The sequence below is a fragment of the Pseudomonas sp. GM84 genome (genome assembly GCF_000282535.1).
Lineage (GTDB): Bacteria > Pseudomonadota > Gammaproteobacteria > Pseudomonadales > Pseudomonadaceae > Aquipseudomonas.
The window spans coordinates 1-24,918 of sequence record NZ_AKJC01000311.1 but is presented as its reverse complement, the minus strand read 5'-3'; the positions used below and the strand labels follow the sequence as shown (position 1 = coordinate 24,918).

22 protein-coding genes are annotated in these 24,918 nt (G+C 64.4%); 9 read left to right on the top strand and 13 right to left on the bottom strand.

Annotated features, from left to right (window positions below; genetic code table 11):
• Positions 1-49 precede the first annotated feature (49 nt).
• Positions 50-1,591: a phosphoenolpyruvate carboxykinase gene (locus PMI38_RS22005; protein WP_008099000.1), complete on the top strand. Its 1,542-nt coding sequence runs from the start codon at positions 50-52 to the stop codon at positions 1,589-1,591.
• 53 nt (positions 1,592-1,644) lie between these two features.
• Here PMI38_RS22005 and PMI38_RS22000 read toward each other — a convergent pair whose 3' ends face one another.
• Both PMI38_RS22000 and PMI38_RS26795 read right to left on the bottom strand, forming a co-directional pair.
• Positions 1,645-1,917, bottom strand: a complete 273-nt coding sequence (locus PMI38_RS22000; protein WP_043274068.1) for a type II toxin-antitoxin system RelE/ParE family toxin — start codon at positions 1,915-1,917, stop codon at positions 1,645-1,647.
• Positions 1,917-2,360 (bottom strand): hypothetical protein, encoded by a 444-nt coding sequence (locus PMI38_RS26795; protein ID WP_081502572.1) that lies wholly within the window; start codon positions 2,358-2,360, stop codon positions 1,917-1,919. The genes PMI38_RS22000 and PMI38_RS26795 overlap by 1 nt, the downstream gene beginning before the upstream one ends.
• 123 nt (positions 2,361-2,483) lie before the next feature.
• Between PMI38_RS26795 and PMI38_RS21990 the strand changes: the two genes are divergently transcribed.
• Positions 2,484-2,924 carry an acyl-CoA thioesterase gene (locus tag PMI38_RS21990; protein WP_008098996.1) on the top strand — a complete coding sequence of 147 codons (441 nt, stop codon included), beginning with the start codon at positions 2,484-2,486 and terminating at the stop codon, positions 2,922-2,924.
• Between the two features lie 54 nt (positions 2,925-2,978).
• Here the strand turns inward: PMI38_RS21990 and PMI38_RS21985 are convergent, their stop codons facing one another.
• The 3 genes from PMI38_RS21985 to fdhD all read right to left on the bottom strand — a co-directional run bounded on the left by PMI38_RS21985 (position 2,979) and on the right by fdhD (position 6,955).
• Positions 2,979-3,458, bottom strand: a complete 480-nt coding sequence (locus tag PMI38_RS21985; RefSeq protein ID WP_008098994.1) for a glycine zipper domain-containing protein — start codon at positions 3,456-3,458, stop codon at positions 2,979-2,981.
• Positions 3,459-3,773: 315 nt separating this feature from the next.
• Positions 3,774-6,119, bottom strand: a complete 2,346-nt coding sequence (locus tag PMI38_RS21980; RefSeq protein ID WP_008098993.1) for an FdhF/YdeP family oxidoreductase — start codon at positions 6,117-6,119, stop codon at positions 3,774-3,776.
• Positions 6,120-6,124: 5 nt separating this feature from the next.
• Entirely contained in the window at positions 6,125-6,955 is an 831-nt protein-coding gene (fdhD, locus tag PMI38_RS21975; protein ID WP_008098992.1) for a formate dehydrogenase accessory sulfurtransferase FdhD, read from the bottom strand.
• A 174-nt stretch (positions 6,956-7,129) separates the two neighbouring features.
• Here fdhD and lysM point away from each other — a divergent pair, with 174 nt between their 5' ends.
• Positions 7,130-7,570, top strand: a complete 441-nt coding sequence (gene lysM, locus PMI38_RS21970) for a peptidoglycan-binding protein LysM (protein ID WP_008098991.1) — start codon at positions 7,130-7,132, stop codon at positions 7,568-7,570.
• A gap of 90 nt (positions 7,571-7,660) precedes the next feature.
• On the opposite strand, the gene yrfG is transcribed toward lysM, so the two are convergent.
• Complete coding sequence (yrfG, locus tag PMI38_RS21965; RefSeq protein ID WP_008098990.1) at positions 7,661-8,323, bottom strand: GMP/IMP nucleotidase; 663 nt, start codon at positions 8,321-8,323, stop codon at positions 7,661-7,663.
• 64 nt (positions 8,324-8,387) lie between these two features.
• On the opposite strand from yrfG, the gene nudE reads away from it, so the two are divergent.
• Both nudE and cysQ read left to right on the top strand, forming a co-directional pair.
• Entirely contained in the window at positions 8,388-8,954 is a 567-nt protein-coding gene (nudE, locus tag PMI38_RS21960) for an ADP compounds hydrolase NudE (RefSeq protein WP_008098989.1), read from the top strand.
• Positions 8,951-9,778, top strand: coding sequence for a 3'(2'),5'-bisphosphate nucleotidase CysQ (gene cysQ, locus PMI38_RS21955; protein ID WP_008098988.1), 828 nt, complete (start codon positions 8,951-8,953; stop codon positions 9,776-9,778). Before nudE ends, cysQ begins: the two co-directional genes overlap by 4 nt.
• Positions 9,779-9,880: 102 nt before the next feature.
• Here cysQ and PMI38_RS21950 read toward each other — a convergent pair whose 3' ends face one another.
• Genes PMI38_RS21950 through rfbC form a run of 5 tightly spaced genes read right to left on the bottom strand, consistent with a single transcriptional unit; the run spans position 9,881 to position 14,994 of the window.
• Positions 9,881-10,336, bottom strand: a complete 456-nt coding sequence (locus PMI38_RS21950; protein ID WP_008098987.1) for a thioesterase domain-containing protein — start codon at positions 10,334-10,336, stop codon at positions 9,881-9,883.
• Complete coding sequence (locus PMI38_RS21945; RefSeq protein WP_008098985.1) at positions 10,333-11,742, bottom strand: sigma-54-dependent transcriptional regulator; 1,410 nt, start codon at positions 11,740-11,742, stop codon at positions 10,333-10,335. Before PMI38_RS21945 ends, PMI38_RS21950 begins: the two co-directional genes overlap by 4 nt.
• Positions 11,739-13,553: a sensor histidine kinase gene (locus tag PMI38_RS21940; RefSeq protein ID WP_008098984.1), complete on the bottom strand. Its 1,815-nt coding sequence runs from the start codon at positions 13,551-13,553 to the stop codon at positions 11,739-11,741. Before PMI38_RS21940 ends, PMI38_RS21945 begins: the two co-directional genes overlap by 4 nt.
• 38 nt (positions 13,554-13,591) lie before the next feature.
• Positions 13,592-14,452 carry a dTDP-4-dehydrorhamnose reductase gene (gene rfbD, locus PMI38_RS21935; RefSeq protein ID WP_008098982.1) on the bottom strand — a complete coding sequence of 287 codons (861 nt, stop codon included), beginning with the start codon at positions 14,450-14,452 and terminating at the stop codon, positions 13,592-13,594.
• The gene (gene rfbC / locus PMI38_RS21930) at positions 14,449-14,994 is read right to left on the bottom strand and encodes a dTDP-4-dehydrorhamnose 3,5-epimerase (protein WP_008098979.1); all 546 of its coding nucleotides are present in this window, start codon (positions 14,992-14,994) and stop codon (positions 14,449-14,451) included. Before rfbC ends, rfbD begins: the two co-directional genes overlap by 4 nt.
• A 191-nt stretch (positions 14,995-15,185) precedes the next feature.
• On the opposite strand from rfbC, the gene PMI38_RS21925 reads away from it, so the two are divergent.
• From PMI38_RS21925 to PMI38_RS27600, 3 genes are all read left to right on the top strand, one after another.
• Positions 15,186-18,086, top strand: a complete 2,901-nt coding sequence (locus PMI38_RS21925) for an aminotransferase (RefSeq protein WP_008098977.1) — start codon at positions 15,186-15,188, stop codon at positions 18,084-18,086.
• Between the two features lie 140 nt (positions 18,087-18,226).
• Positions 18,227-19,333, top strand: a complete 1,107-nt coding sequence (gene aguA / locus PMI38_RS21920) for an agmatine deiminase (RefSeq protein WP_008098975.1) — start codon at positions 18,227-18,229, stop codon at positions 19,331-19,333.
• Positions 19,334-19,517: 184 nt separating this feature from the next.
• Entirely contained in the window at positions 19,518-19,715 is a 198-nt protein-coding gene (locus PMI38_RS27600; protein WP_081502570.1) for a hypothetical protein, read from the top strand.
• A gap of 189 nt (positions 19,716-19,904) precedes the next feature.
• Here the strand turns inward: PMI38_RS27600 and PMI38_RS21915 are convergent, their stop codons facing one another.
• On the bottom strand, positions 19,905-22,007 hold the full coding sequence (locus PMI38_RS21915) for a TonB-dependent receptor (protein WP_008098973.1): 2,103 nt from the start codon (positions 22,005-22,007) through the stop codon (positions 19,905-19,907).
• Positions 22,008-22,466: 459 nt separating this feature from the next.
• Here PMI38_RS21915 and PMI38_RS21910 point away from each other — a divergent pair, with 459 nt between their 5' ends.
• Positions 22,467-23,786: an OprD family porin gene (locus PMI38_RS21910; protein WP_008098971.1), complete on the top strand. Its 1,320-nt coding sequence runs from the start codon at positions 22,467-22,469 to the stop codon at positions 23,784-23,786.
• A 109-nt stretch (positions 23,787-23,895) separates the two neighbouring features.
• Here the strand turns inward: PMI38_RS21910 and PMI38_RS21905 are convergent.
• A partial coding sequence (locus PMI38_RS21905) for an FMN-binding glutamate synthase family protein (protein ID WP_008098969.1) occupies positions 23,896-24,918 on the bottom strand: 1,023 nt, incomplete at its 5' end.

Genomic DNA, 24,918 nt, shown 5'->3' with positions numbered 1-24,918 from the left:
AACTACAAAACGTTTGGAGCACTCGGCCTCGGGCCGGATGGGGTATCTCATGACGCAAGCCAACAACACCGTGTACACCGACCTGAGCGTCGATGAGCTGGTAAAAGAAGCGCTGCAACGCGGTGAAGGCGTGCTCGCCGATACTGGCGCGCTGGTAGTCGAGACTGGCCACCGTACTGGCCGTTCGCCGGCTGACCGTTTCATCGTCGAAGAACCGTCCACCCAGGACGCCATCGCCTGGGGCCCGATCAACCGCAAGTTCCCGGCCGACAAGTTCGATGCCCTGTGGGACCGCGTCGAGGCGTTCAACAACGCCCAGGATCACTTCGTTTCCTACGTTCACGTAGGTGCTGCCGCCGAGCACTACCTGCCGGTGAAGATGACCACCCAGACCGCCTGGCAGAACCTGTTCGGCCGTTGCCTGTTCATCAACCCGGAGCAGTTCAACCCGGCTGGCCGCGACCAGTGGCAGATCCTCAACGTCGCCAACTTCGTGTGCGAACCTGAGCGTGACGGCACCAACTCCGACGGCTGCGTGATCATCAACTTCGCCAAGAAGAAGGTGCTGATCGCTGGCATGCGTTACGCCGGTGAAATGAAGAAAGCCATGTTCTCGGTGCAGAACTTCCTGCTGCCGGCCGCTGACGTACTGCCAATGCACTGCGCAGCCAACATTGGCGAAGAAGGCGATGTAACCCTGTTCTTCGGTCTGTCCGGCACCGGCAAGACCACCCTGTCGGCCGACGAAAGCCGTTACCTGATCGGTGACGACGAGCACGGTTGGGGCGAAGGCGTTGTCTTCAACATGGAAGGCGGCTGCTACGCCAAGTGCATCGACCTGTCCGAGAAGAACGAGCCGGTCATCTGGAAAGCCATCAAGCATGGCGCCGTGCTGGAAAACGTCGTCCTCGACGGCAACAAGCACGCCGACTACGCCGATGTCAGCCTGACCCAGAACAGCCGCGCTGCCTACCCACTGGAGCACGTCGCCAAGCGCGCCGAAGCCAACCTGGGTGGCGAGCCGAACGCGGTCATCTTCCTGACCTGCGACCTGACCGGTGTTCTGCCTCCGGTTTCGATCCTGAACAACGAGCAGGCGGCCTACCACTTCCTGTCCGGCTACACCGCGCTGGTCGGTTCCACCGAAATGGGTTCGGGCGGCGGCATCAAGTCGACCTTCTCCACCTGCTTCGGCGCACCGTTCTTCCCGCGCCCGGCTGGCGAGTACGCCGAGCTGCTGATCAAGCGTATCAACGCCTTCGGCTCCAAGGTCTACCTGGTCAACACCGGCTGGACCGGCGGTGGCTACGGCGTTGGCAAGCGCTTCAGCATCCCGACCACCCGTGGCGTGATCGCGGCGATCCAGAGCGGTGCTCTGATCGGTGCCGAGACCGAGCACCTGGACATCATCAACCTGGACGTGCCGAAGGCCGTTCCGGGCGTCGAGACCGAGCTGCTCAACCCGCGCAACACCTGGGCTGACAAAGCTGCCTACGACGAAGCTGCCAAAGGCCTGGCCAAGCTGTTCACCGAGAACTTCAAGAAGTTCGACGTGTCCGACGCCATCAAGGCCGCTGGCCCACAGCTGTAAGCTGAGCCAGTTGCAACGAGAAAGCCGCCCCTAGGGGCGGCTTTTTTGTGTGCTCAAGGCCACTGCTGTCTGGCGTGCAGGATACGGATGACTTCTACGTACTCCTCCGCAACCCGAAAGACCATTACGTAGTTGGGATGAACGACAATTTCCCTTGTTCCGGGAAATCTGCCTGCTCTGTACAGGAACGGACTGAGCGCTGCTCGTCTGGCTTTTTCAGCGAAGCGTTCGTCCAGTGCCAGAGCGGCCTGGGGATTGTCTTGGGCAATATGCTCCATGATGCGCAAACGGTCATTGCACGCCATTGCGCGCCACGTCAGGCGCATCAGCGGATTCTGGCTTTGAGTTCGGCACGGCGGGCTGCGAACAACCGCTGTACCTCCTCATCCTCCAACGAGGGCGTTGGGTCTTGCAGGCTGGCGTCGACCTGTTCGGCAAACCAGGCATCGTAAGCCGCTGCTTCATGGGCTCGCCTCAACGCCTGTGCACGATCAGGACGTTGGTAGGTACTTGTCTGATCGCGATCGAAGGCGGAGGTATCGACTTCGAAGTGATCAATACCGATGTCGAGCAGATAGGCCACCAGCGTTTCGAACTTCTTGAACAGCCGCACGTTTCCACTTCGCTGGGCAACGAGCACATGTTCCTGATGGTTGACGTCAACCTGGATTGCCCATCCTCCAGGTTGGCCAACGATGTGGGTGGCAAGGACACTGCCGCATTCCACCATTCGGCTCAGGTTGGCATGATCTAATTGATGGGTTGGCATCGGGGCATTTCTCGGTTTCATCGGGATGCACCATGCTATGCAATCTATAGTTGATTGCGACTATAGTCCTTCCTGTCTTGCTGTGGGAAGCTTCCTCACGGTGTCACCAATTGTGGAACTATCATGATCGAATCCCCCGACCGTACAGCCTTCTCCCACTTCCACCCCATCCTCACCCGCCCCCAGGACAACGACCACAACGGCCACATCGCCGGTGCCACGGTGCACGGCTTCTTCGAAACCGCTATCCAGGCGTTCCTGGTCGAGCAAGCCGAGTTCGACCTGCGCGAGGGTGACCTGGCGGCCTTCGTGGTCAGTTCGGCGGCGGATTTCTACGCGCTGCCGGGCTTTCCGGATTTGCTGGAGGTGGGCCTGGGCGTGACGCGCCTGGCGGGGAGTACGGTGGAGTACCGGTTGGCCCTGTATCGCCCGGGAGAAGCGGATGCCTGCGCGGCGGGAACGGTGGTGCAGGTATTCATCGAACGCGCTGCCGGCAGGCCCGTGCCGCTGCCAGAAGCGCTGCATACCATCCTGTCCGGCCTGCAGCTCGACGCGCAGGCATGAAAAAGCCCCGCCGGTGAGGGCGGGGCTTTTGCGGCCGAGGTGCTAGCCCCGGTATCAGTGATGGTGGTGCTTGTGCTTGCGGTGGCCGTAGTGGCGACCACGGTCGTAGTGACGACCGTCTCTGTAGCCGCGGCTGTAGTATTTGCGCTCGTCATGGCGCTCGTCTTCATCGGCCCGGTTGCCCAGGTAGTTACCCGCCGCGCCACCGATACCGCCGCCCGCGGCTGCACCAATGTAGCTACCGGTGGTACCGCCCACCGAGCGACCGACCACGTTACCGCCTGCGGCGCCCAGCGCGCCACCGATGGCGGCCTCGCCACGCTGGCGTTTGTCGGCACCCAGGGCACCGCCGGCAGCGCCGCCCAGACCGGCACCAATGGCGCCGCCGGTGCTACCACCGATGGAGTTGCCCACTACGGAGCCGAGTACCCCGCCCAATGCGCCGCCAATGCCAGCCTCGGTATTGCCGCCTGCCATGGCAACGCCGCTGAGCAAGCTGAAAGACAACAACAGAATCGAGGAGTACTTCTTCATCAAGAGAGCCTCATAGGGATGACGACGCGAATTTGAGGCTCTGGGATGCCCGTGGCAATTGAAATCCGACGAGTAACACGGGTTGTACACAATTTTCTAAGTTATTGTTTTTGTGATGAAACTTTCTCGAATATTGCAGGTCTGAAATATTTGTGACGAAGCCCTGACCCCCGTGGAACAGGGCTTTTTTCGTTTTTGGCGGTGCTGCAACTGGCCCCATCGCCGGCAAGCCGGCTCCCACAGGTCAAGCACAATTCACAAACACTGTGGTGTACCTGTGGGAGCCGGCTTGCCGGCGATGAGGCCAGTGATCACTCAAAGAATGCGCCCATCGTCCCGCGCCCGTTCCAGCTTGATGGCAACGAACTTGGAAGTCGGTGTATGGCTGCCCTCGCCAATGCTCTCCAGCGGGATCAGCGGGTTCACCTCGGGGTAGTAAGCCGCCGCCTGCCCGGCCGGGATATCGAACGCCAGCAACGTGAAGCCATGCACACGGCGCACATGCTCATCCCCCCACAACGAGACGATGTCGACCTTCTGCCCCGGCTGGAAGCCCAGGCGGATGATGTCTGCCTCGTTGGCGAACAGCACGTCGCGTTGCCCGCGCACGCCGCGATAGCGATCGTCCAGGCCGTAGATGGTGGTGTTGTACTGATCGTGTGAACGCATCGACTGCATGATCAGGTCAGGCAGCTGGCCACTGGCGCGCACGCGCTCGTCGAGCAGGGTGTCCGGCAGCAGGTTGGCCTTGAAGTTGGCGCGCCCCGAGGCGGTCTTCCACTCACGGTTGGCAGCGCTGTTACCCAGGTAGAAACCGCCGGGTTGGCGCAGGCGTTGGTTGAAGTCGCTGAAACCGGCAATGGTGTCGCCGATCAGGTCGCGAATGCGGTCGTAGTCGGCCACCAGCCAGTGCCAGTCGACCGGCTGCTTGCCCAAGGTGGCGGCCGCGATACCGGCGATCACTGCCGGTTCTGAGCGCATCTGCGTCGATAGCGGTTTCAACTGACCATTGGACGCGTGAACCATGCTGAACGAGTCTTCCACGGTGACCGCCTGCGGCCCCTCGGCCTGCAGGTCGATGTCGGTGCGCCCCAGGCACGGCAGGATCAGCGCCTGCTGGCCGTGAATCAGGTGGCTTCGGTTGAGCTTGGTGCTGATCTGTACGGTAAGCGCGCAGTTGCGCAGGGCCTGGGCGGTACGTTCAGTGTCCGGGGTAGCCTGGGCGAAGTTGCCGCCCAGGCCGATGAATACCTTGGCGCGGCCGTCGAGCATGGCATGGATGGCCTCGACGGTATTGTGGCCGTTGTGCCGCGGCACCGGGAAATCGAAGCGGCGTTCAATGGCCTCGAGCAGGGCCAGCGGCGGGCGTTCGTTGATGCCCATGGTGCGGTCGCCTTGCACGTTGCTGTGGCCACGCACCGGGCACAGGCCAGCGCCGGGCGCACCGATGTTGCCGCGCAGCATCTGCAGGTTGACGATTTCCTGGATGGTCGCCACCGAGTGGCGGTGCTGGGTGATGCCCATCGCCCAGCACATGATCACCCGGCGGCCACGGCAGTACATGCGTGCGGCCAGCTCGATGTCGGCCAGCGCCAGGCCGGATTGTTCCTCGATGTGCTGCCACGGGGTGGCGTCTACCGCGGCCAGGTACTCATCGACACCCTGGCCATGCTCGGCGATGAACCCATGGTCGAACACGGCAGGCTCGCCCTTGGCCTGAGCCTCACGCTCCCACTGCAGGACGAACTTGGCCATGCCGCGCAGCATCGCCATGTCACCGCCCAGCGCCGGGCGGAAGAACGCGGTGTTGGTCGGTCGGTCGCTGTTGGTGAGCATTTCCAGCGGGTTCTGCGGATGCTGGAAGCGTTCCAGGCCGCGCTCCTTGAGCGGGTTGACGCACACCACCTGAGCCCCACGTTTCACCGCGTCTCGCAGCGGGTCGAGCATGCGCGGGTGGTTGGTGCCGGGGTTCTGGCCCCAGACGAAGATCGCATCGGCGTGCTCGAAGTCGTCGAAGGTGACGGTGCCCTTGCCGACCCCGACGCTTTGCCCCAAGGCCACGCCGCTAGCTTCGTGGCACATGTTCGAGCAGTCGGGGAAGTTGTTGGTGCCATAGGCACGCACGAACAGCTGGTAGAGATACGCCGCTTCGTTGCTGGCGCGCCCCGAGGTGTAGAACTCGGCCTGGTCCGGGCTGGTCAGCTTGTTCAGTTCGCGGGCGATCAGGGCAAAGGCGGCGTTCCAGTCGATGGGCTGGTAGCGGTCGCTGGCCGGGTCGTAGACCATCGGCTCGGTCAGGCGGCCCTGGTATTCGAGCCAGTAGTCGCTCTGCTGGCGCAGCGCGCTGACGCTGTAGCGGGCGAAGAAGGCCGCGTCGACGCGGCGCTTGGTGGCTTCCCAGTTGACCGCCTTGGCGCCGTTCTCGCAGAACTTGACCATACCGCTTTCGGGCGAGTCGCCCCAGGCGCAGCCCGGGCAGTCGAAGCCGCCATTCTGGTTGGTCTTGAGCAGCGCGCGGATGTTCTTCAGCGCATTGTCGCTGCCGACCCAGGCCTTGGCCACGCTGCGCAGCGCGCCCCAACCACCGGCGGGGCCGTGGTAGGGCTGGTAGCGAGGGGAGGAGGCTGGGGCGTTGTCCGGGAGGTTTTGGTACGAGGTCACGGCTGTTACGACTCCGCCGCTGGGCTATAGACCCGCGGTGCACTGTGTTTGGGCAGGTGAATGAGGTTGAGGTTGTGCTTGCGCGCCCATTGCAGGGCAAGGCCGGTAGGTGCCGACAGGCTGACCAGGGTCTGGACGCCGGCGCGCAGGACTTTCTGGATCAGCTCCAGGCTGCAGCGGCTGGTGACGATGGCCAGGCCGCCTTCGCTGCTGATGCCTTGGCGCAGCAGGGCGCCGATCAGCTTGTCGAGGGCGTTGTGCCGGCCGATGTCTTCGCGGCCCATCAGCAGTTCGCCCTGTGCATTCATGAACAAGGCCGCGTGCACCGCACCGCAGTGCTGGCCCAGCGGGGTGAACGCGTCGATGCGCTCACGCAGGCCGGCAAGCCACTGCACGGGTGGCAAGGGCGCGCCAGGGAGTGCCGTGAGCTCCGGCAAGGCCTGTTCCAGGGCCTCGACCCCGCACAGGCCGCAACCGCTGGTGCCGGCCAGCTGGCGGCGCTGATTCTTCAGGTTCCAGAATGCACGGCTGGAAATCTCAAGGTCCGCGTACATCGCCGAACCACTGCCGGAGAGCTTCAGGTCGTAGATTTCCGCCGTGCCTTCGACAATGCCGCTGCCGACGCTGAAACCGACCGCGAAGTCTTCCAGGTCGGTGGGGCTGACCAGCATGACCGCCTGGTTGAGGCCGTTGTAGGCGATGGCCAGGGCGACTTCTTCGGCCAGCGGCGTGCAGGCGCGTTCGCCATCGCTGAGTTGTACGTAGTCGTAGGTACTGCTGGCGGCGGGCAGCTCCAGGGGCGTGGAGACCGCGCAGACCGGGGGTTTGCTTTGCATCGGAGGGCTGACCGGCGGCTTTTCGATAGCACCAGCCTAGGCCCGTGTGCCGCCCACGTCTAATCGCTAGGGTCTATGCCTTGATAGACCGCGTCGATTGGTCGCAGTGGGGCGGGGAGGGCAATCCTGGCCTAGACTCCTTGCTCCGAGGTTAACGTCAACAAGGAGCGCGTCATGAGCCTGTTCAGTTTCGTGAAGGAAGCCGGCGAGAAGTTGATCGACCTGCTGACCCCCGGCAATGCCAACGCCGAGGAGCAGCTTAAGAAACACGTGGAGAATGTCGGCCTGGGCAACCCCAACATCACCGCCACTGTAGAGGGTGACAAGATCATCCTCAAGGGCGAGGTGGCCAGCCAGGAGGAAAAGGAGAAGATCATTCTGGCGGCGGGCAACATCAATGGTGTGGCCAGTGTCGATGACCAGATCACCGTGACCGGGCCGGTCGTCAAGGCTGCGCGGTTCGTTACGGTGAAGAAGGGCGACACACTGTCAGCCATTTCCGTGGTCGTGTATGGCAACGCCAACCAGTACAACAAGATCTTCGAGGCGAACAAGCCGATGCTGTCGCACCCGGACAAGATCTACCCGGGGCAGGTGCTGCGTATTCCTGACTGATAGATCTTCATAGGCTTCATCGCCGGCAAGCCGGCTCCCACAAGGTCGGAGGTGATCGGTGTGGGAGCCGGCTTGCCGGCGATGAGGACCTTACAGACCCACCAGCAATTCCCGGTAATCCTCGACCGCCGCGAACTCCTGGGTATCGCGCGGCGCCGCCTGGCTGTCCGGCTGGCGCACCGCCAGCAGATGCCCCACGCCAAACCGCCGCGCACTGCGCAGGATGGCCAAGGTGTCGTCGATGAACAGGCTGCGCCCCGGCTCAAAGCCGATATCCGCCTGCAGCGCATCCCAGAACTGCGGGCTTTCCTTGGGATAACCGTAGTCATGCGAACTGATCAGCCGCTCGAAATACGGCGCCAGTTCCACCCGCTCCAGCTTCAGCGACAGCGAATCACGGTGGGCATTGGTGATCATCACCACGCGCTTGCCAGCCTTGCGGATCGCCGCCAGGAACGTATCGGCATCGGGGCGCAGGGCGATCAGGTCGGCGATCTCGCGCTTGAGCTCGCGGATCGGCAGCTTCAGTTCGCGGCTCCAGAAGTCCAGGCAGTACCAGTTCAGGGTGCCGGCATTGCGCTCGAACAGCGGCTGCAGCTCCATTTCCGCCATGGCCCGGCTCACCCCGTGCAGCTCGGCGTAGCGCTGGGGCAGGTGTTCGAGCCAGAAGCGGTTGTCGTAGTGCAGGTCGAGCAGGGTACCGTCCATGTCCAGCAGGACGGTATCGATGGCAGACCAGGGAAGAACAGGCATGGGAAACTCTCGTTCAGTCGGCAAGCCACGGTATAGTAACCCGTTCACGCCAAGGAGCCGCCCCATGCGCCAGAAACCCACCGTCCTCAGCCGAGAGATCGTCGCCAGCAGTCGTCTGTTCCGCGTCGAAGCCGTACAGCTGCGCTTCAGCAATGGCAACGAGCGCACCTACGAGCGTCTGGTCGGCCGCGGCAATGGCTATGGCGCCGTGATGATCGTGGCGATGCTCGACGCCGAACACGCCGTGTTGGTCGAGGAATACTGCGGCGGCACCGATGAATACGAGCTGTCGCTGCCCAAGGGCCTGATCGAACCGGGCGAGGACGTGCTGGCCGCGGCCGACCGCGAGCTCAAGGAAGAAGCCGGGTTTGGCGCACGCCAACTGGAGCATTTGACCGAGCTGTCGCTGTCGCCGGGCTACATGAGCCAGAAGATCCAGGTGGTGCTGGCCAGCGACTTGTACGAAGAGCGCCTGGAAGGCGACGAGCCCGAACCGATGCGGGTCGACAAGGTCAACCTGCGCGAGCTGTCGGCCCTGGCCATGCACCCGCAGTTCACCGAGGGGCGGGCGCTGGCGGCGCTGTACCTGGCCCGCGACCTGCTGATCCAGCGGGGGCTGCTCGACGTATGAATGACCTGCAACTGATGCATGAAGTGGTCAAGCTGGCCCGTTTGGCTGGCGAGGCGATCCTGCCGTTCTGGCGCGCCGATGTCGCCGTGACCAACAAAGCCGACGACTCGCCAGTGACCGCCGCCGACCTGGCGGCGCACCGGGTGATCGCCGACGGCCTGCAGGCGCTGGCGCCGCAGATTCCGGTGCTGTCCGAAGAAGACTGCAATATCCCCCTGGCCACGCGCCAGGGGTGGCAGCGCTGGTGGCTGGTCGACCCGCTGGACGGCACCAAGGAGTTCATCGCCGGCAGCGAGGAATTCACCGTCAACATCGCCCTGATCGAGAACGGTGAAGTGCTGTTTGGCGTGGTGTCGATGCCGACGAGCGGGCGCTGCTATTTCGGTGGGCGCGATCTGGGTGCCTGGCGCGCCGAGGCCGGCAGCGATGCCCTGCCGATTCAGGTGCGCAATACGCCGCCTGCCGATGGCCGCTTCACCGTGGTGGCCAGCCGTCGCCATTCCAGCCCGGAGCAGGAGGCGTTGCTGGCAGGTCTGAAGGCTGCGGTGGGAGAGCTGGAGTTGGCGAACATCGGCAGCTCGCTCAAATTCTGCCTGCTGGCTGAAGGCAGTGCCGACTGTTATCCGCGCCTGGCGCCGACTTCGCAGTGGGATACCGCGGCGGCGCAGGGGGTGCTGGAGGGTGCTGGGGGCGAGGTGATTGGCCTGGATGGGCAGCCGTTCCGTTATCCGGCGCGCGAGTCGCTGCTCAACCCGTTCTTTCTGGCTTTGCCCGCTGCGGCTGTCTGGCGCCAGGCGTTCATAGACCAACACATTCACGCTTGAACCTGTGGGAGCGGGCTTGTCCCGCGAACACGGGCGAAGCCCGTGCCAGGCACCGCGGGGGATTTTTCGCGGGACAAGCCCGCTCCCACAGGGATCTCAGGATCAGCGGTGTAGTACGTACTGGCCGCTGAAGCTGACAGCGGGCTCGTCGCTACCGACATTGCTCACCGTGGTCTCCAGCGTCAGCCGCGCCCGACCACGGCGCTGGTACATCGTCACGAACCGCTCCCAGGTCTTCTCGTCCGGCGCCGCACAGCGCGCCACCGCCGTGCCGGTCACCGGCAGCGGATAACTGATCTGCCCTTCCTGGATGACGATATGCCCGTCATCGATCCCCAGCTCGCGCAGGCGCAGGTGCAGCCAGCCCCAACCCACCAGCACCGCGGCGCAGTACAAACTGCCGCCGAACATGGTGCTCTTGTGGTTGACGTTGGCGGCCAGCGGGAGTTGCAGGCGCAGGGTCTGGGCTTGCCAATCGATGACCTCCAGGCCCATTTCACGGGTCAGCGGGATGTCGCCGTGCAGGACGGACTGCAGGTATTGGCTATCGGAACTCATGGGCGGTTTTCCTCGTGGTCGTCGGGCCCGCTGCTGCCACCTTCAAAATGCAGGCCGTGTTTGCGCAGCTTGTCGTGCAGGGTCTTGCGCGGGATGCCGAGGGCTTCGGCAAGGCTGCGCATGGAGCTGTGGGGCTGGGCCAGTTCGGCAGCGATCAGCGACCGCTCGAACTGCTCGACCTGTTCGCTGAGGTTGCCCAGCAGCATCGGCGCCGCAGAGGGCGCTGCAGCGGCGACCTGGCCGTCGAGGGCCAGCTCCAGGCCCAGGGCGAAGCGCTCGGCGGCGTTCTGCAACTCACGCACGTTGCCCGGCCAGTCGTGGCGCAGCAGCATGGCGCGTTGCGCCGGTTGCAGGCTGTGCGGCGCCAAGCCGTGGCGCTGGCTGGCGTCGTCGGCGAAATGCTGGAACAGCACCAGGATGTCGTCGCCCCGTTCGCGCAGCGGCGGGATGCGCAGCGGCGCCACGTTCAGGCGGTAGTAGAGGTCGGCGCGAAAGCGCCCCTGGTCGGCGGACTGGCGCAGGTCTTCCTTGGTCGCGGCGATGATGCGGATGTCCAGGGGGATCAACTGGTTGCCGCCGAGGCGCTCGACCACCCGCTCTTGCAGCAGACGCAGCAGCTTCACCTGCACGTCCAGGCTCATGCTCTCGATTTCGTCGAGGAACAGCGTGCCGCCGTTGGCGAATTCGAACTTGCCGATGCGGCGTTTCTGCGCGCCAGTGAACGCCCCCGGCTCGTGGCCGAACAGTTCGCTCTCCACCACCGACTCGGCCAGCGCGCCGGCATTGATGGCGACGAATGGCCCCTCGCGGCGGCTGGAAAGGTCGTGCAGGGCGCGGGCCACCACCTCCTTGCCGGCCCCGGTTTCACCGAGGATCAGCACGTCGGCTCGGGTCCCGGCCAGGGCGCCGATCTGCTCGCGCAGGCGCTGCATGGACGGTGAATGACCAACCAGGCGGGTGGACAGTTGCTGGCGGTCGCTCAGGGCCAGGCGCAGGCTGCGGTTGTCCAGCACCAGACGGCGCAGGGCCAGGGCGCGGCGCACGCTGTCGAGCAAGGCATCGCTGGCGAACGGCTTTTCCAGGAAGTCATACGCACCGGCGCGCATGGCCTGCACGGCCAGCGGCACATCGCCGTGGCCGGTGATCAGCAGCACCGGCAGTTCGTTGTCGCGGCCATGCAGCTGTTCCAGCAGTTGCAAGCCATCGATGCCCGGCATGCGGATATCGCTGACCACCACGCCAGGCCAGTCAGGCTCCAGGCGTTCGGCCAGACCTTGCGCATCGGCCATGGCGACCACCTTGAGCCCGGCCAGGTCGAGGGTCTGGCTCAAGGCCTGGCGCAGGTGCGGGTCGTCGTCGACCAGAAGCACCTGGGCCTGGCTGTCGATCTGAGTCTCGGTCGTCATGCCGAGGGGTCCTCCGTGGGTTGCAGGTTGGCGCCGGGCGCGGCCATGCGCAGCTGCAGGGTCAGCAGGGCGCCACCTTCCGGGTGGTTGGCCAGCAGCAGTTCGCCACCCAGGGCGCGCATCAGGCTTTCGCAGATGGCCAGGCCCAGGCCCAGGCCCTGGGTGCGGGTCTTGGTGGTGAAGAACGGCTCTTTGGCATGCTCCAGGGCCTGGCGGCTGAAGCCCGGGCCGTTGTCGCGAATGTACAGGTAGACGTAGCCCTCGCGGGTTTCGGCACTTAGCCACAGGCGGCGCGGGTTGGCCTTTTCGGTCAAGGCGTCGAGGGCGTTGGCCAGCAGGTTGCCGAGCACCTGGCGCAGGCGTGTTTCGCCCGCCTGCACCCACAAGGTGGCGTCCGGCAGGTCGCGAGTCAGCTCCACCGCCATCGCCCGTCGGCGCTTGGCCAGCAACGCCAGGGCATCGTCCAGCGCCGGCTGCAGCGCCACGCTTTCCGGGGCATGGCGGTCGCGGCGGGCGAACGCGCGCAGGTGGGCGATGATCGAGGCCATGCGCCCGGTCAGCTCGCCGATCAGCTTGAGGTTGCCGCGGGCATCCTCGGTGCGCTGGTGATCGAGCAGGATCTCGGCGTTTTCCGCGTAGCTGCGGATCGCCGCCAATGGCTGGTTGAGCTCATGGCTGATGCTTGCCGACATGGTGCCCAGCACCGACAGTTTGCCGGCCTGCACCAACTCGTCCTGAGCCCGCACCAGCTCTTGCTGGGCGTTCTCGCGTTCGAGCACGGCGCTCTTGAGGCGGGTGTTGAGGCCTTCGAGGTCGGCGGTGCGCTGTGCCACGCGGTTCTCCAGCTCCTGGCGGCCGCGGGCCTCGAAGTCGATGCGGTCGATGTAGTGGCGGCGCCGCTGCATGACCAGGCCGGCCAGCAGCATCAACACCAGCAGGACCGCGCCGCCGATGGCCATGACCGTCTGTACCGAACGGTCAACCAGCATCCTGGGCGCGAGGATGCTGACCTGCCAGCCGGTTTCCTTGATGTCGCGGGTTTGCGTCAGCCAGGCGTTGGGGTTGAGTGCCAGGGGCTGTGGCGCCTGGGTCGGGTAGGGCTGGATGGCGATGATGGCCTGGCGCTCGGCCTCGGTCAGTGCGCGGGTGGCACGGAAGCGCCAGTCGGGCCGCGAGGTGAGGATCACCACACCATTGTGATCGGTCAGCAGCAATTGCTCGGGGGTGCGGCCCCACAGGGTTTCGGTGTGGTCGAGGTCGACCTTGACCACCAGCACGCCGACGATGCGCTCGCGGTCGCGTACCGCGGCGGCGAAGAAGTAACCGCGCTTGGCCGAGGTGGTGCCCTGGCCGAAGAAACGCCCCAGGCGGCCGTCCATGGCTTCGTTGAAGTACGGGCGGAAGGCGAAGTTGCGGCCGGCGAAGCTGTCGTGCTTGTCCCAGTTGGAGGCGGCCAGGGTGTTGCCGCGAACGTCCATCAGGTACATCACTTCGGCGCCGGTCTGCTGGACGATGTCCTTGAGCAGGCGGTTGGCGTTGGTCACCGCTTCCAGCTTGAGCGGGTCAGCCAGTACCGTGCGCAGCGCCGGCATTTCGCCGAGGATCTGCGGCAGGGTTTCATAGCGGTGCAAGGTGCCGAGCAGGTTGGCCACGTACAGGTCGAGGGTCTGGCGGTTCTGTGAAGCCAGTTGGTCCTGGTAATAGCGTTCGGCAAGGTGATGCAGCGGCCACAGCAGTGGCGTCAGGCACAGCGCCAGCAAGGCCAGGCTGCGCCAGCGGGGACGGCGTGGGGGCGTCGGTTTTGCAATCATTGCGTAAATGCGCCAGAAGAGTCTGGCGCAATTATGCGCTACTTGAGGCAGTCGATCAGCGCCTGCTGCCACTGCGGCAGCTGGATGTCCCATTCGCGGGCCAGGCGCGTGCAGTCCAGGCGCGAGTTGAGCGGGCGGCGCGCGGGGGTTGGGTATTCGCGGGTGGGTATCGGCAGCAGCTCGGCGCAGGGCAGGCCGCGGGCTTCGAGCTGCGCGGCGATGGCCTGGGCGAAGCCGAACCAGGACGTTTCGCCCTGGGCCGTCAGGTGATAGGTGCCCCAGGCGCCGGCCTGGCCAGCCTGCCAGCGCTCGATCAGTGCGCGGGTGCTGGCCGCGATGGTCGCCGCCCAGGTCGGCGCACCGATCTGGTCATCCACCACCTTCAGTTGCGGTTTTTCCTGCAGCAGGCGTTGCATGGTCAGCAGGAAGTTGCGCCCGTACAGCGAATAGACCCAACTGGTGCGCAGGATGAGGTGTTCGCCATCCACGGCGGTAATCGCCTGTTCTCCGGCCAGCTTGCTGCGGCCATAGATGCTCAATGGGTTGGGCTGGTCCGCTTCGGTGTAGGGCGTTGCCTTGTAGCCATCGAAAACGTAGTCGGTGGAGTAGTGGATCAGCGGCGCGCCGAGCCGCACGGCCTCTTCGGCCAGCACGCGCGGGGCCTCGGCATTGACCGCATAGGCTGTATCCGGCTCGCTTTCGGCCTGGTCCACGGCGGTATAGGCCGCGGCGTTGATGATCAGGTTGGGTGCCAGGCGGCGTAGGGCTTCGCGCAGTGCCTCGGGCCGCGCCAGGTCCAGCTGGTCGCGGCCCAGCAGGTGCGTTTCGCCCAGGCCGGCCAGCTGTGTGCTCAAGGCTTGGGCCACTTGGCCATTGTGGCCACAGACAAGAATCTTCATGGGAACAGGTCCGCGTCAGCCAGCAGTGCACCCGCCTGATCCTTGGCCGACAGCAAGGGCGGTAGTTCCAGGCCCCAGTCGATGGCCAGTTGCGGGTCATCCCAGCGGATGCAGCGCTCGGCAGCGGGGTTGTAGTAGTCGGTGGTCTTGTACAGGAAGTCGGCCGACTCGCTCAGTACCAGGAAACCATGGGCGAACCCTGGCGGGATCCAGAACTGGCGATGGTCGTCGGCATTCAGCCGGGCGGCCACCCAGCGGCCGAACGTCGGCGAGCTGCGGCGGATGTCCACGGCGACGTCGAGCACTTCGCCCTGGGTTACCCGCACCAGTTTCCCCTGGGGGTTGTCGATCTGATAGTGCAGCCCGCGCAGCACGCCGCGCTGCGAGCGTGAATGGTTGTCCTGCACGAAGCGCGCCTCGACGCCGGTGGCCTTGGCGAACTCGCGGGCGTTGAAGCTTTCGAGGAAGAATCCGCGGCTATCGCCGAAGACCTTGGGTTCGATGATCAGCAAGTCAGGTATTTCAGTGGCGATTATGTTCATGGCGATTCTTTGACCAGTGTGCTCAGGATTCGACCGTACCGGTCATGTGCAGTTTGCCGCCCTTGGCCCTTTGCAGCCTAGATTGTCGGTGGGTCTACGCGTCGGCGCATCAACATCATTTCATCTTTGCCACTTGTTTATCGGCCTTGGCAGTGGCGAGATAAGCGAAAAGTAAAAGAGGTTTCATCTCCATGCCCCTCAGCACCCTGATCCAGCGTTCCAGCCTGCCCAGCCCTTCGCTCAGCGAAGCGCAGGCCCATGCCTTGCTGCAGGCGCATTATGATCTTGCCGGCAGCCTGTGTGCCCTGGGCAGCCAGCAGGACCTGAACTTCCGGCTGGACACGGGCCAGGGGCGCTATGTGCTCAAGGTCTGCCACGGCAGTTACGCCCAGGTGGAGCTGGAGGCGCAGCATGCCGCATTGGCGTACCTGCGCGAGCAGGGCGTGCCGGTGCCGGCCGTGCGTCCGGCGCGCGACGGGCAAGCTTTGCTGGCGCTGGACATCGACGGGCAACCGCTGCGGGCTCGGCTGCTCGATTATATCGAGGGCCAGCCGCTGACTCGACTCAAGCACATGCCAGCGCGGCTGATGGCCGAACTGGGCGCGCTCTGCGCCCGTGTCGACAAGGCCTTGGCCGGCTTCGACCACCCGGGCCTTGCACGTACCCTGCAATGGGACCCGCAGCACGCCCAGGCGCTGATCGAGCACCTGCTGCCGGTACTGCAGGACCCGGCGCAACGCGCCCGCATCGAGCAGGCCACCGCCCAGGCCGCCGCGCAGCTGGCGCCCCTGGCAGGGCAGCTGCCGAGCCAGGCGGTGCACCTGGACATCACCGACGACAACGCCGTCTGGGCCCGTGATGACGAACGCCAGTGGCAACTGCAGGGCGTCATCGATTTCGGCGACCTGCTGCGCACCTGGCGGATCGCCGATCTGTCGGTTACCTGCGCGGCCTTGCTGCACCATGCCGAAGGCGACCCGCTGCGCATCCTGCCGGCGGTGCGTGCCTACCAGGCCGTCAACCCGCTGAACGAGGCCGAGCTGCGCGCCTTGTGGCCGCTGGTGCTGAACCGCGCCGCGGTGCTGGTGCTGAGCAGCGAGCAGCAACTGGCCGTCGACCCGGGCAACCAGTACATCCGCGACAATATCGCCCACGAGTGGGAGATCTTCGACACCGCCACGGCCGTGCCCTTTGCCCTGATGCAAGCCGCCATCCTGCAGGCCGCCGGGATCGAACCGAGCCTGCCCGACCTGGCTGATTGCGCGCCCTTGCTCCCGGAACTGGCCGGGCAGGCGGTCAACCGGGTCGACCTGGGTGTGCTGAGCACCCATTGCGAAGCCGGTAACTGGGAACAGGCAGGTTTCGACCAGCACCTGCTGACGGCGCAACCCGCTCCGGCCTGCAGCCTGCACGGGCAGTACCGCCTGTCGCAAACCCATATCGACCGCCCCGAAGAGCCGGCCACCTGCGCCCTGGGCGTCGAACTGCATGTGCCCAACGGCACGGCGGTGCAGGCGCCGCAGGCGGGCACCTGGCAGCGCCATGGCGACGGCCGCGGGTGTTTGCGCACGCCGCAGTGGTCCTTGTGGCTGAGCGGCCTGGAAGATACCCCGGCAGATGGCCAGGCCGTGGCCAAGGGGCAGGCGCTGGGCAGCAGCTGTGGTTTCCTCAGTGTTCAGCTGAGCCTGGACGGCGACATCCAGCCCCCGTTCTTTGCCACACCTTCCCGGGCTGCGGCCTGGCTGGCCCTGTGCCCGTCGCCGGCAGCACTGCTGGGCTTCGATTGCGATGCCGAGCCGCTGGCCGACCCGCAGGCCCTGCTGGCCCGCCGCGACGCCAGCTTCGCCCGCTCGCAGAAGCACTACTATGCGCAGCCGCCGCAGATCGAGCGCGGCTGGCGCAACTACCTGATCGACATGCAGGGCCGCGCCTACCTGGACATGCTCAACAACGTCGCGGTGCTTGGCCACGGCCATCCGCGCATGGCCGCCGAGTCGGCGCGGCAATGGTCGCTGGTCAACACCAACTCGCGTTTCCACTACGCCGCCATTGCCGAGTTTTCCGAGCGCCTGCTGGAACTGGCGCCAGCGGGCTTCGACCGGGTGTTCCTGGTCAACAGCGGCACCGAAGCCAACGACCTGGCGATTCGCCTGGCCTGGGCCTACAGCGGCGGGCGCGACCTGATCAGCGTGCTGGAGGCCTACCATGGCTGGTCGGTGGCCACCGATGCCATTTCCACCTCGATCGCCGACAACCCACTGGCCCTGGAAACCCGCCCGGACTGGGTGCACCCGGTCGAGGCGCCGAATACCTTCCGGGGTCGCTACCGGGGCGCCGACAGCGCAGCCGACTACCTGCGTGATGTCGATGCCAAGCTCGCCGACCTCGATGCCCGTGGTCGCCAGCTGGCCGGCATGATCTGCGAGCCGGTGTACGGCAACGCCGGGGGTATCTCCCTGCCCGCAGGCTACCTGCAGCAGGCCTACGCCAAGGTGCGTGCTCGCGGTGGCGTGTGCATCGCCGACGAAGTGCAGGTGGGCTATGGCCGCCTGGGCGAGTACTTCTGGGGCTTCGAGGAGCAGGGCGTGGTGCCGGATATCATCACCATGGCCAAGGGCATGGGCAACGGCCAGCCACTGGGCGCGGTGATCACCCGTCGCGAAATCGCCGAGGCGCTGGAGGCCGAGGGCTACTTCTTCTCGTCGGCGGGCGGTAGCCCGGTCAGCTGCCGTATCGGCATGGCGGTGCTGGATGTGATGGACGAGGAGGGGCTGTGGCAGAACACCCGCGACACCGGGCGCTACTTCAAGGCGCGCTTGCAGGCGCTGGTCGATAAGTATCCGCTTGCCGGTGCGGTGCATGGCTCCGGGTTCTACCTGGGGCTGGAGCTGGTGCGCGATCGTCAGACCCTGGAGCCGGCTACAGAGGAAACCATGGTGCTGTGCAACCGCCTGCGCGACCTGGGTATCTTCATGCAGCCGACCGGGGATTACCTGAATATCCTCAAGATCAAGCCGCCGATGTGTACCACGCGGGCCAGCGTGGACTATTTTGTCGACAGCATCGATCGCATCCTGTCCGAAGAGCTGTAATCAACGGTGAAGCCGAACATGTCGATTGTTATCGAGATGTTCGGCTTTTTTATTCCTTAACGGTTGGTTGGTTAGCTTTTATTGCCGATATATATCGGGTATAAAATCGCCATGCCCTCCCTTCTTCCCAGAGGTTACCGATGAAAACCCTCAACTCCACGCCTCGCGCCGACGGCTTCCACATGCCTGCCGAGTGGGCGCCGCAAAGCCAGGTCTGGATGGTCTGGCCCGAGCGTTCGGACAACTGGCGCCTGGGTGGCAAGCCTGCACAGGCTGCCCACGTGACCCTGGCCAAGGCCATCGCTCGGTTCGAACCGGTGACCGTTGCCGTTTCCGCCGGCCAGTACGAAAACGCCCGTCGTCAGCTCGACCTGCCGAACATCCGCGTGGTGGAAATCAGCAACGATGACGCCTGGGTGCGCGACACCGGCCCGACCTTCGTGATCAACGATGCGGGCGAAGTGCGTGGCGTGGACTGGGGCTTCAATGCCTGGGGCGGCTTCGATGGCGGCCTGTACGCGCCTTGGAACCGTGACGAGGAACTGGCGGCCAAGGTCCTGGAAATGGAACGTTGCCAGCGCTACCACACCGAGGGCTTCGTGCTCGAAGGTGGTTCGATCCACGTGGACGGCGAAGGCACCCTGATCACCACCGAAGAGTGCCTGCTCAATCGCAACCGCAACCCGCACCTGAACCGCGAGCAGATCGAAGCGATCCTGCGCGATCACCTGGCGGTGGAGACCATCGTCTGGCTGCCGGACGGCCTGTACAACGACGAAACCGACGGTCACGTCGACAATTTCTGCTGTTACGTCAGCCCAGGCGAAGTGTTACTGGCCTGGACCGATGATTCGAACGACCCCAACTACGCACGCTGCCACGCAGCGTATGAAGTGCTGAAAAACAGCCGCGACGCCAAAGGCCGCGAGTTCGTGGTGCACAAGATGCCGATTCCGGGCCCGCTGTTCGCCACCGAAGCAGAATGCGCCGGCGTCGATCACGTAGCCGGCAGCCAGGAGCGCGACCCTTCGGTACGCCTGGCCGGTTCCTATGTGAACTTCCTGATCGTCAATGGCGGCATCATCGCGCCGAGCTTCGACGACCCGGCAGATGCCCAGGCCAGAGCGATCCTGGCCAAGGTCTTCCCGAACCACGAGGTGGTGATGATCCCTGGCCGTGAGCTCTTGTTGGGCGGTGGCAACATCCACTGCCTGACCCAGCAGCAACCGGCGCCGGTCAAGCGCTGAGACTGAGTTGAACGAGAAGGCCCGTCAGATGACGGGCCTTTTTTTGTCATGGGCGATGCCCGGCAAGCCAAATGGCATATGTTTTGTATTGATTTCAGGGAGTTAACTCTTCAAGTCGGATATCCGTCTTGTAATAAACACGACGTAAATTAGCCGCTCACGGGCCCAGGGAGTACGTGTAGACATGAATGCAGCAAGTGAGACGGCTTTGCGCCCATCATCAGTGAGTCGCCAATCGCTCAGAACACTGACGCAGTGGTTGAAACACCAGGGAAGCAAGAGGGTCAGGACGACCGACCCACGACGTCTGCTTGACGGCCGCTATCCACAAGGCCTGATCAGTGAAGCGGAGCTGGAAGCATTGCTGGGTGTGTGGCACTGAGCAGGGCAGGAGCCCGCCCCCATGCAAAACGCCACCGTGAATGCGGTGGCGTTTTCGTTTGTGGGGAGCCTGTACCGGCCTCTTCGCGGGACAAGCCCGCTCCCACAGGTTCTCCACAGCCCTCGAGTAGGGTGCGATACCTGTGGGAGCGGGCTTGTCCCGCGAAGAGGCCGGTAAAGGCGCCGCAAATCAGAAGCTGTAGGTCCCCGTCACCACCAGGCTACGCGGATCCCCCGGTTGGATCTGCGCCGCACTGGTCGCCGAGCTGTAGTAGGTCTTGTCGGTAATGTTGCTCAACGCCGCCCGCACATCCCAATCATGGGTACGCAAGCCTACCAGCGCATCCCATCGGCCATACCCTGGCATCACCGTGGTGTTCTGGTTATCGGCATAACGCTCGCCCACCAGCGTCAACCCGGTTTCCGCATACCAGCCCAGCTCCGGTTTCCACGTCACGAACAGGCTGCCGTTGCGCTTGGCCACATCATTGATGCGGTTGCCTTCCAGGCCGTTGTTGTCCTCGACGATGGTGGCGTCCTGCAGGCCAATCCCACCGCGCACGTACCAGTTGCCAACGATATTGCCGGTGGCGGTCAGCTCGATGCCGCGCGAACGCTGCAGGCCGCTCATCAGGGTGATCTCCGGGTTGATCGGGTCACGCGTGCGGCGGTTGTACAGCTCCAGCTCATAGATGGCCAAGGTGGTGGTCAGGCGATCATCCAGCCAGTCGCTCTTCACCCCGATTTCCTTCTGCCGGGTCTCCTCGGGGCTGGTGTCGTTGGTGTTGCCGGGGGCGCCAGGGGTGATACCGATCAGGCCACCGCCGACCGGCGAGAAGGTCTTGCTCCAGGAGGCATAGAACGAATGGTCGCGCCACGGCGTATAGACCACGCCCAGGCGCGGGCTGGTGCTGTTGCTGTCCTGCTTTTCGGTGAGGTCGCGCACCTTGTTGGTGGTTTCCACCTCGAACTGATCGAAGCGCACCCCGGCGAGGATCTGCCATTCATCGTTCAGGCGGATCTGGTCCTGCAGGTACAGGCCACGGCTGTCGACCACGCTGTGGTTGTCGCTCGACACCACCATCTTGCCGTTGTGCTGCAGGTGGCGGTTCGGGTTGTTCAGATCCAGAGGGGGCACGGGCTTGCCGCCCGCTGAAACCGGCGCGGCGGTGTACAGCGTCGGGTCGCGGCGCTGGTGGCCGAGCTCCAGGCCCAGCAGCAGCTTGTGCTCCACGCCCCAGGTGGCGAAGTCGCCTTCGGCCTCAAGGTTGTTGAACAGGTTGCGGGTGGTCAGGTCCTGCTGCCAGCGCTGGCGGGTGACTGTGTTGTTGCCGGGGTTGTAGGCGGTCACGTAGGTGTTGTCGAAGTCGCTGTCGAGCTGGAACAGGCCGAGGGTATGGCGCAGTTGCCAGGTCTCGTTCAGCTGGTAGTTCAGGCGCGAGCGCAACGACTGCGCGCGGTCGTCGATGTAGTCGCGCTGGGTATCGCCGTAGGTGGTGCTGCGGCTCACATCTGCCGGGCGCCCGTTGACCCCGGGGATGCCACGGTCCGGGGTGCGGTTGTAGCGGCTGTACTCGTACTGCACCAGCCAGTTCAAGTCAGGCGAGAGCTGCCAGCTCATCGAGGGGGCGAACAGCTGGCGGCTGCCATCGATGCCATCGCGGAAGCTGTTGTTGTCCTGGTTGCCCAGGTTCAGGCGCAGGCTGACAGTGTCGCTGGGGTCGGCGCTGAGGTCGGCATACAGGCTGCGCAGGTCTTCGCTGCCGCCCTGGGCTTCGATCGAGGAACGCCGGCCACGCTCTGGCGCCTTGCTTACCCGATTGACGATGCCGCCCTGGCTGCCGCGGCCATACAGGACGGCCGCCGGGCCCTTGAGCACTTCGACCCGTTCGATGTTGTGCAGGTCGCGAATGTACTGGCTGTCGTCGCGCACGCCATCCAGGTAGAAGTCGTTACTCGCGTCGAAGCCCCGAATACGCACACTGTCGAAGCGCGTATCGGCGCCGCTGCTGACGTTGGGAATGCCTTCGAGCGCCTTGCCCAGGGTGTTGCTGCCGTAGTCCAGGACATTGGCCGCCTTCACCGTGTCGATGGCTTGTGGCACGTAGCGCACCGGCGTGGAGGTGCGGGTGGCGGTGCTCACCTCCTTGACCCGCGGGTTGTCTTCTTCGCGCTCGCTGTCGGCGGTTACCGACTGCTCGGGCAGGGTGGTGGTGGCGGCGCTGGCCAGGCTGGCGCTCAACAGCAGCGAGAGGCCGAGGGTCAGGGGTGAAAGGCGGCAAGGGGCAAGCATGGAGGCATCCAGACCTGGGGCAGGTGAAAAAAGGATGCAAATGGTAATGCTTGTTATTTGCTGTCGCTCGGCTATTCGTAAAGACTTGCCTTTACGTATGTATCACTTTGTTACTAGCCAATTGGGAGTAGGGGCCTTCGGGGAAATTGTCATTGCTATCAAAATGAGATTTCTGACAAGAGACAAATTGTCCTCCTATGGCGCGAACGTGCGTGAAAATGCATCGTTCCTGCGTTTGATCATGGTTATATCGATCTGCTTTTCACGACTTTTTGACATTTGTAATCGCACCCCGCTAGGATTCGGCCAACGCCTGCTGGCCATGCCATGGCCAGGCTGCTGTACAAGGCCCGCCACGGGCTTTTCAGTTGGATCCGCATAGCGTCGAACCTACGAAGGGGCGTTGGTTCCTGGCGTCATATTGCAGAGCGTTTTTGATTAAGAAATAAGGAAAACAACATGTTGAAAACCAGGATCAGCCTGGTCGCCCTGGCGATGATCGCCGCGACGCAGGCCCAGGCCAACGAGCAGGCCGAGAGCAAAGGCTTTATCGAAGACAGTCACGCAAACGTTCTCCTGCGTAACGCCTACATCAACCGTGACAAGAAGCACGGCACCGATGACCAGATGGAATGGGGCCAGGCCTTCATCGGCAACTTCTCTTCCGGCTTCACCCAGGGCACCGTCGGTGTCGGCGTCGACGCATTCGGCCTGTACGCCGTGCGTCTGGACGGCGGCAAAGGCCACAACGGTGGCGCCGGTATCGACTTCTTCAAGCCGGAGAACACCAAGGACGCCAACGGCAACGCCAGCAGCCCGCATGACCTGTCGCGTGCCGGTGCCGCCGTGAAGTTCCGCATCTCCAACACCGTGCTCAAGTACGGTGACCAGATGCCGACCCTGCCCGTGCTGCAATACGACGACGCGCGTCTGCTGCCGGAAAGCTTCACCGGCACCCTGCTGACCTCCAAGGAAATCCAGGGCCTGGAGCTGAACGCCGGTCGCTTCACCCAGGAAGCGCGCAAGAGCGCCGAGCGTCGTGACGGTGGCGGCCTGAAGTCGATCAACGTCCTCGGCGGTAGCTACAAGTTCACCGACAACTTCACCGCTTCGCTGTACACCGCAGACAACGAAGACGTGATGAAGAAGCACTACCTGGGCTTGAACTACGTCTTCCCGATCGCCAATGACCAGTCCCTGACCCTGGACTTCAACGGCTACAAGTCGGACATCGACAAGAAGTTCGTCGAATCCGCCGAGCTCAACGGTGACTCCAACACCATCTGGAGCCTGGCCGCGACCTACGCCTACGGCGCGCACTCGTTCACCCTGGCGCACCAGCGCAGCACCGGCAGCACCGGCTACAACTACGGCTGGTACCAGAACGAAGGTGGCGTGGGTGACGGTGGCTCGACCATCTACCTGGCCAACTCCTACTGGTCCGACTTCAACGCCGAGGACGAGCGTTCCTGGCAGCTGGGCTACGGCCTGGACTTCGGTGCCTACGGTATCCCGGGTCTGACCTACAAGCTGGCCTACGTGGTGGGTGACAACATCAACACCCGCAACGCCGCCAACCCGGAAGGCTTCGGCGAAGGTAAAGAGCGCGAGATCTTCAACCAGATCCGCTACGTGGTGCAGGATGGCCCGGCCAAGGATCTGTCGATCAAGCTGCGCAGCTCGTTCCTTCGCACCAACAACGCTGTACAGCAGAACGGCTACAACGACGACGGCAACGAAGTCCGCGTATTCGTCGAGTACCCGATCAGCATCTTCTGATCTGATGGCCTCGCGGGCTGCCTTGCAGCCCGATCGCCGGCAAGCCGGCTCCCACACAGGAGCAGTCCAGCATCGCCCCTGTGGGAGCCGGCTTGCCGGCGATGAGGCCCTACGCCGGTTCCACTTCCTCTTGGCGAGTCACCTTCGCCGCCATCCCGTCCCCCGTCTCCGGCGCAAAGCTGTCACTGCGCGCCATCCGCCACATCCGCGCATAGAACTCGCTCTGGATCGAGCCGCCAAGCAATTCGCCAGGCTTGAGGAACTGGTGCAAGTCCGAAAACAGGCTGATCTGCCCGGTACTGATGCGCCGCGCCAGGTGCTTGGGCTTGAGCTCCGACGGATGCTCCAGGCCGGCTGCAGCGAGCATCTCGGCCAAGGCATGCAGGGTATTGCGGTGGAAGCTGGCAACCCGCTGGGCCTTGTCCGGCACCACCAGCGCGCGCTGGCGCAACGGGTCCTGGGTCGCCACGCCGGTCGGGCACTTGTTGGTGTGGCAGCTCTGCGACTGGATGCAACCGATGGCGAACATGAAGCCGCGCGCCGAATTCACCCAGTCGGCACCGAGGGCCAGCGCGCTGGCGATATCGAAGGCACTGACGATCTTGCCCGCCGCGCCGATGCGGATGCTCGAACGCAGGTTCAAGCCCACCAGGGTGTTGTGCACGAACATCAACCCTTCGCGCATGGGCACGCCCATGTTGTCGCTGAACTCGCGCGGCGCCGCACCCGTACCGCCTTCCTTGCCGTCGACGACGATGAAGTCCGGGGTGATACCGGTGGCCAGCATGGCCTTGGCGATCCCCATGAATTCCCACGGATGGCCCAGGCAGAACTTGAAGCCCACCGGCTTGCCGCCGGACAGCTCGCGCAGGGTTGCGACGAAGTGCAGCAGCTCCACCGGCGTGCGAAATGCGCTGTGCGCGGCGGGCGAGATGCAGTCCTCACCCACGCGCACGCCGCGTGTGATGGCGATTTCCTCGCTCACCTTGTGCCCCGGCAGGATGCCGCCGTGGCCCGGCTTGGCGCCCTGGCTGAGCTTGATCTCGATCATCTTCACCTGCGGGTCGCTGGCCTGGGCGGCGAAGCGTCGCGCGTCGAAACGCCCGTCATCGGTACGGCAGGCGAAGTAACC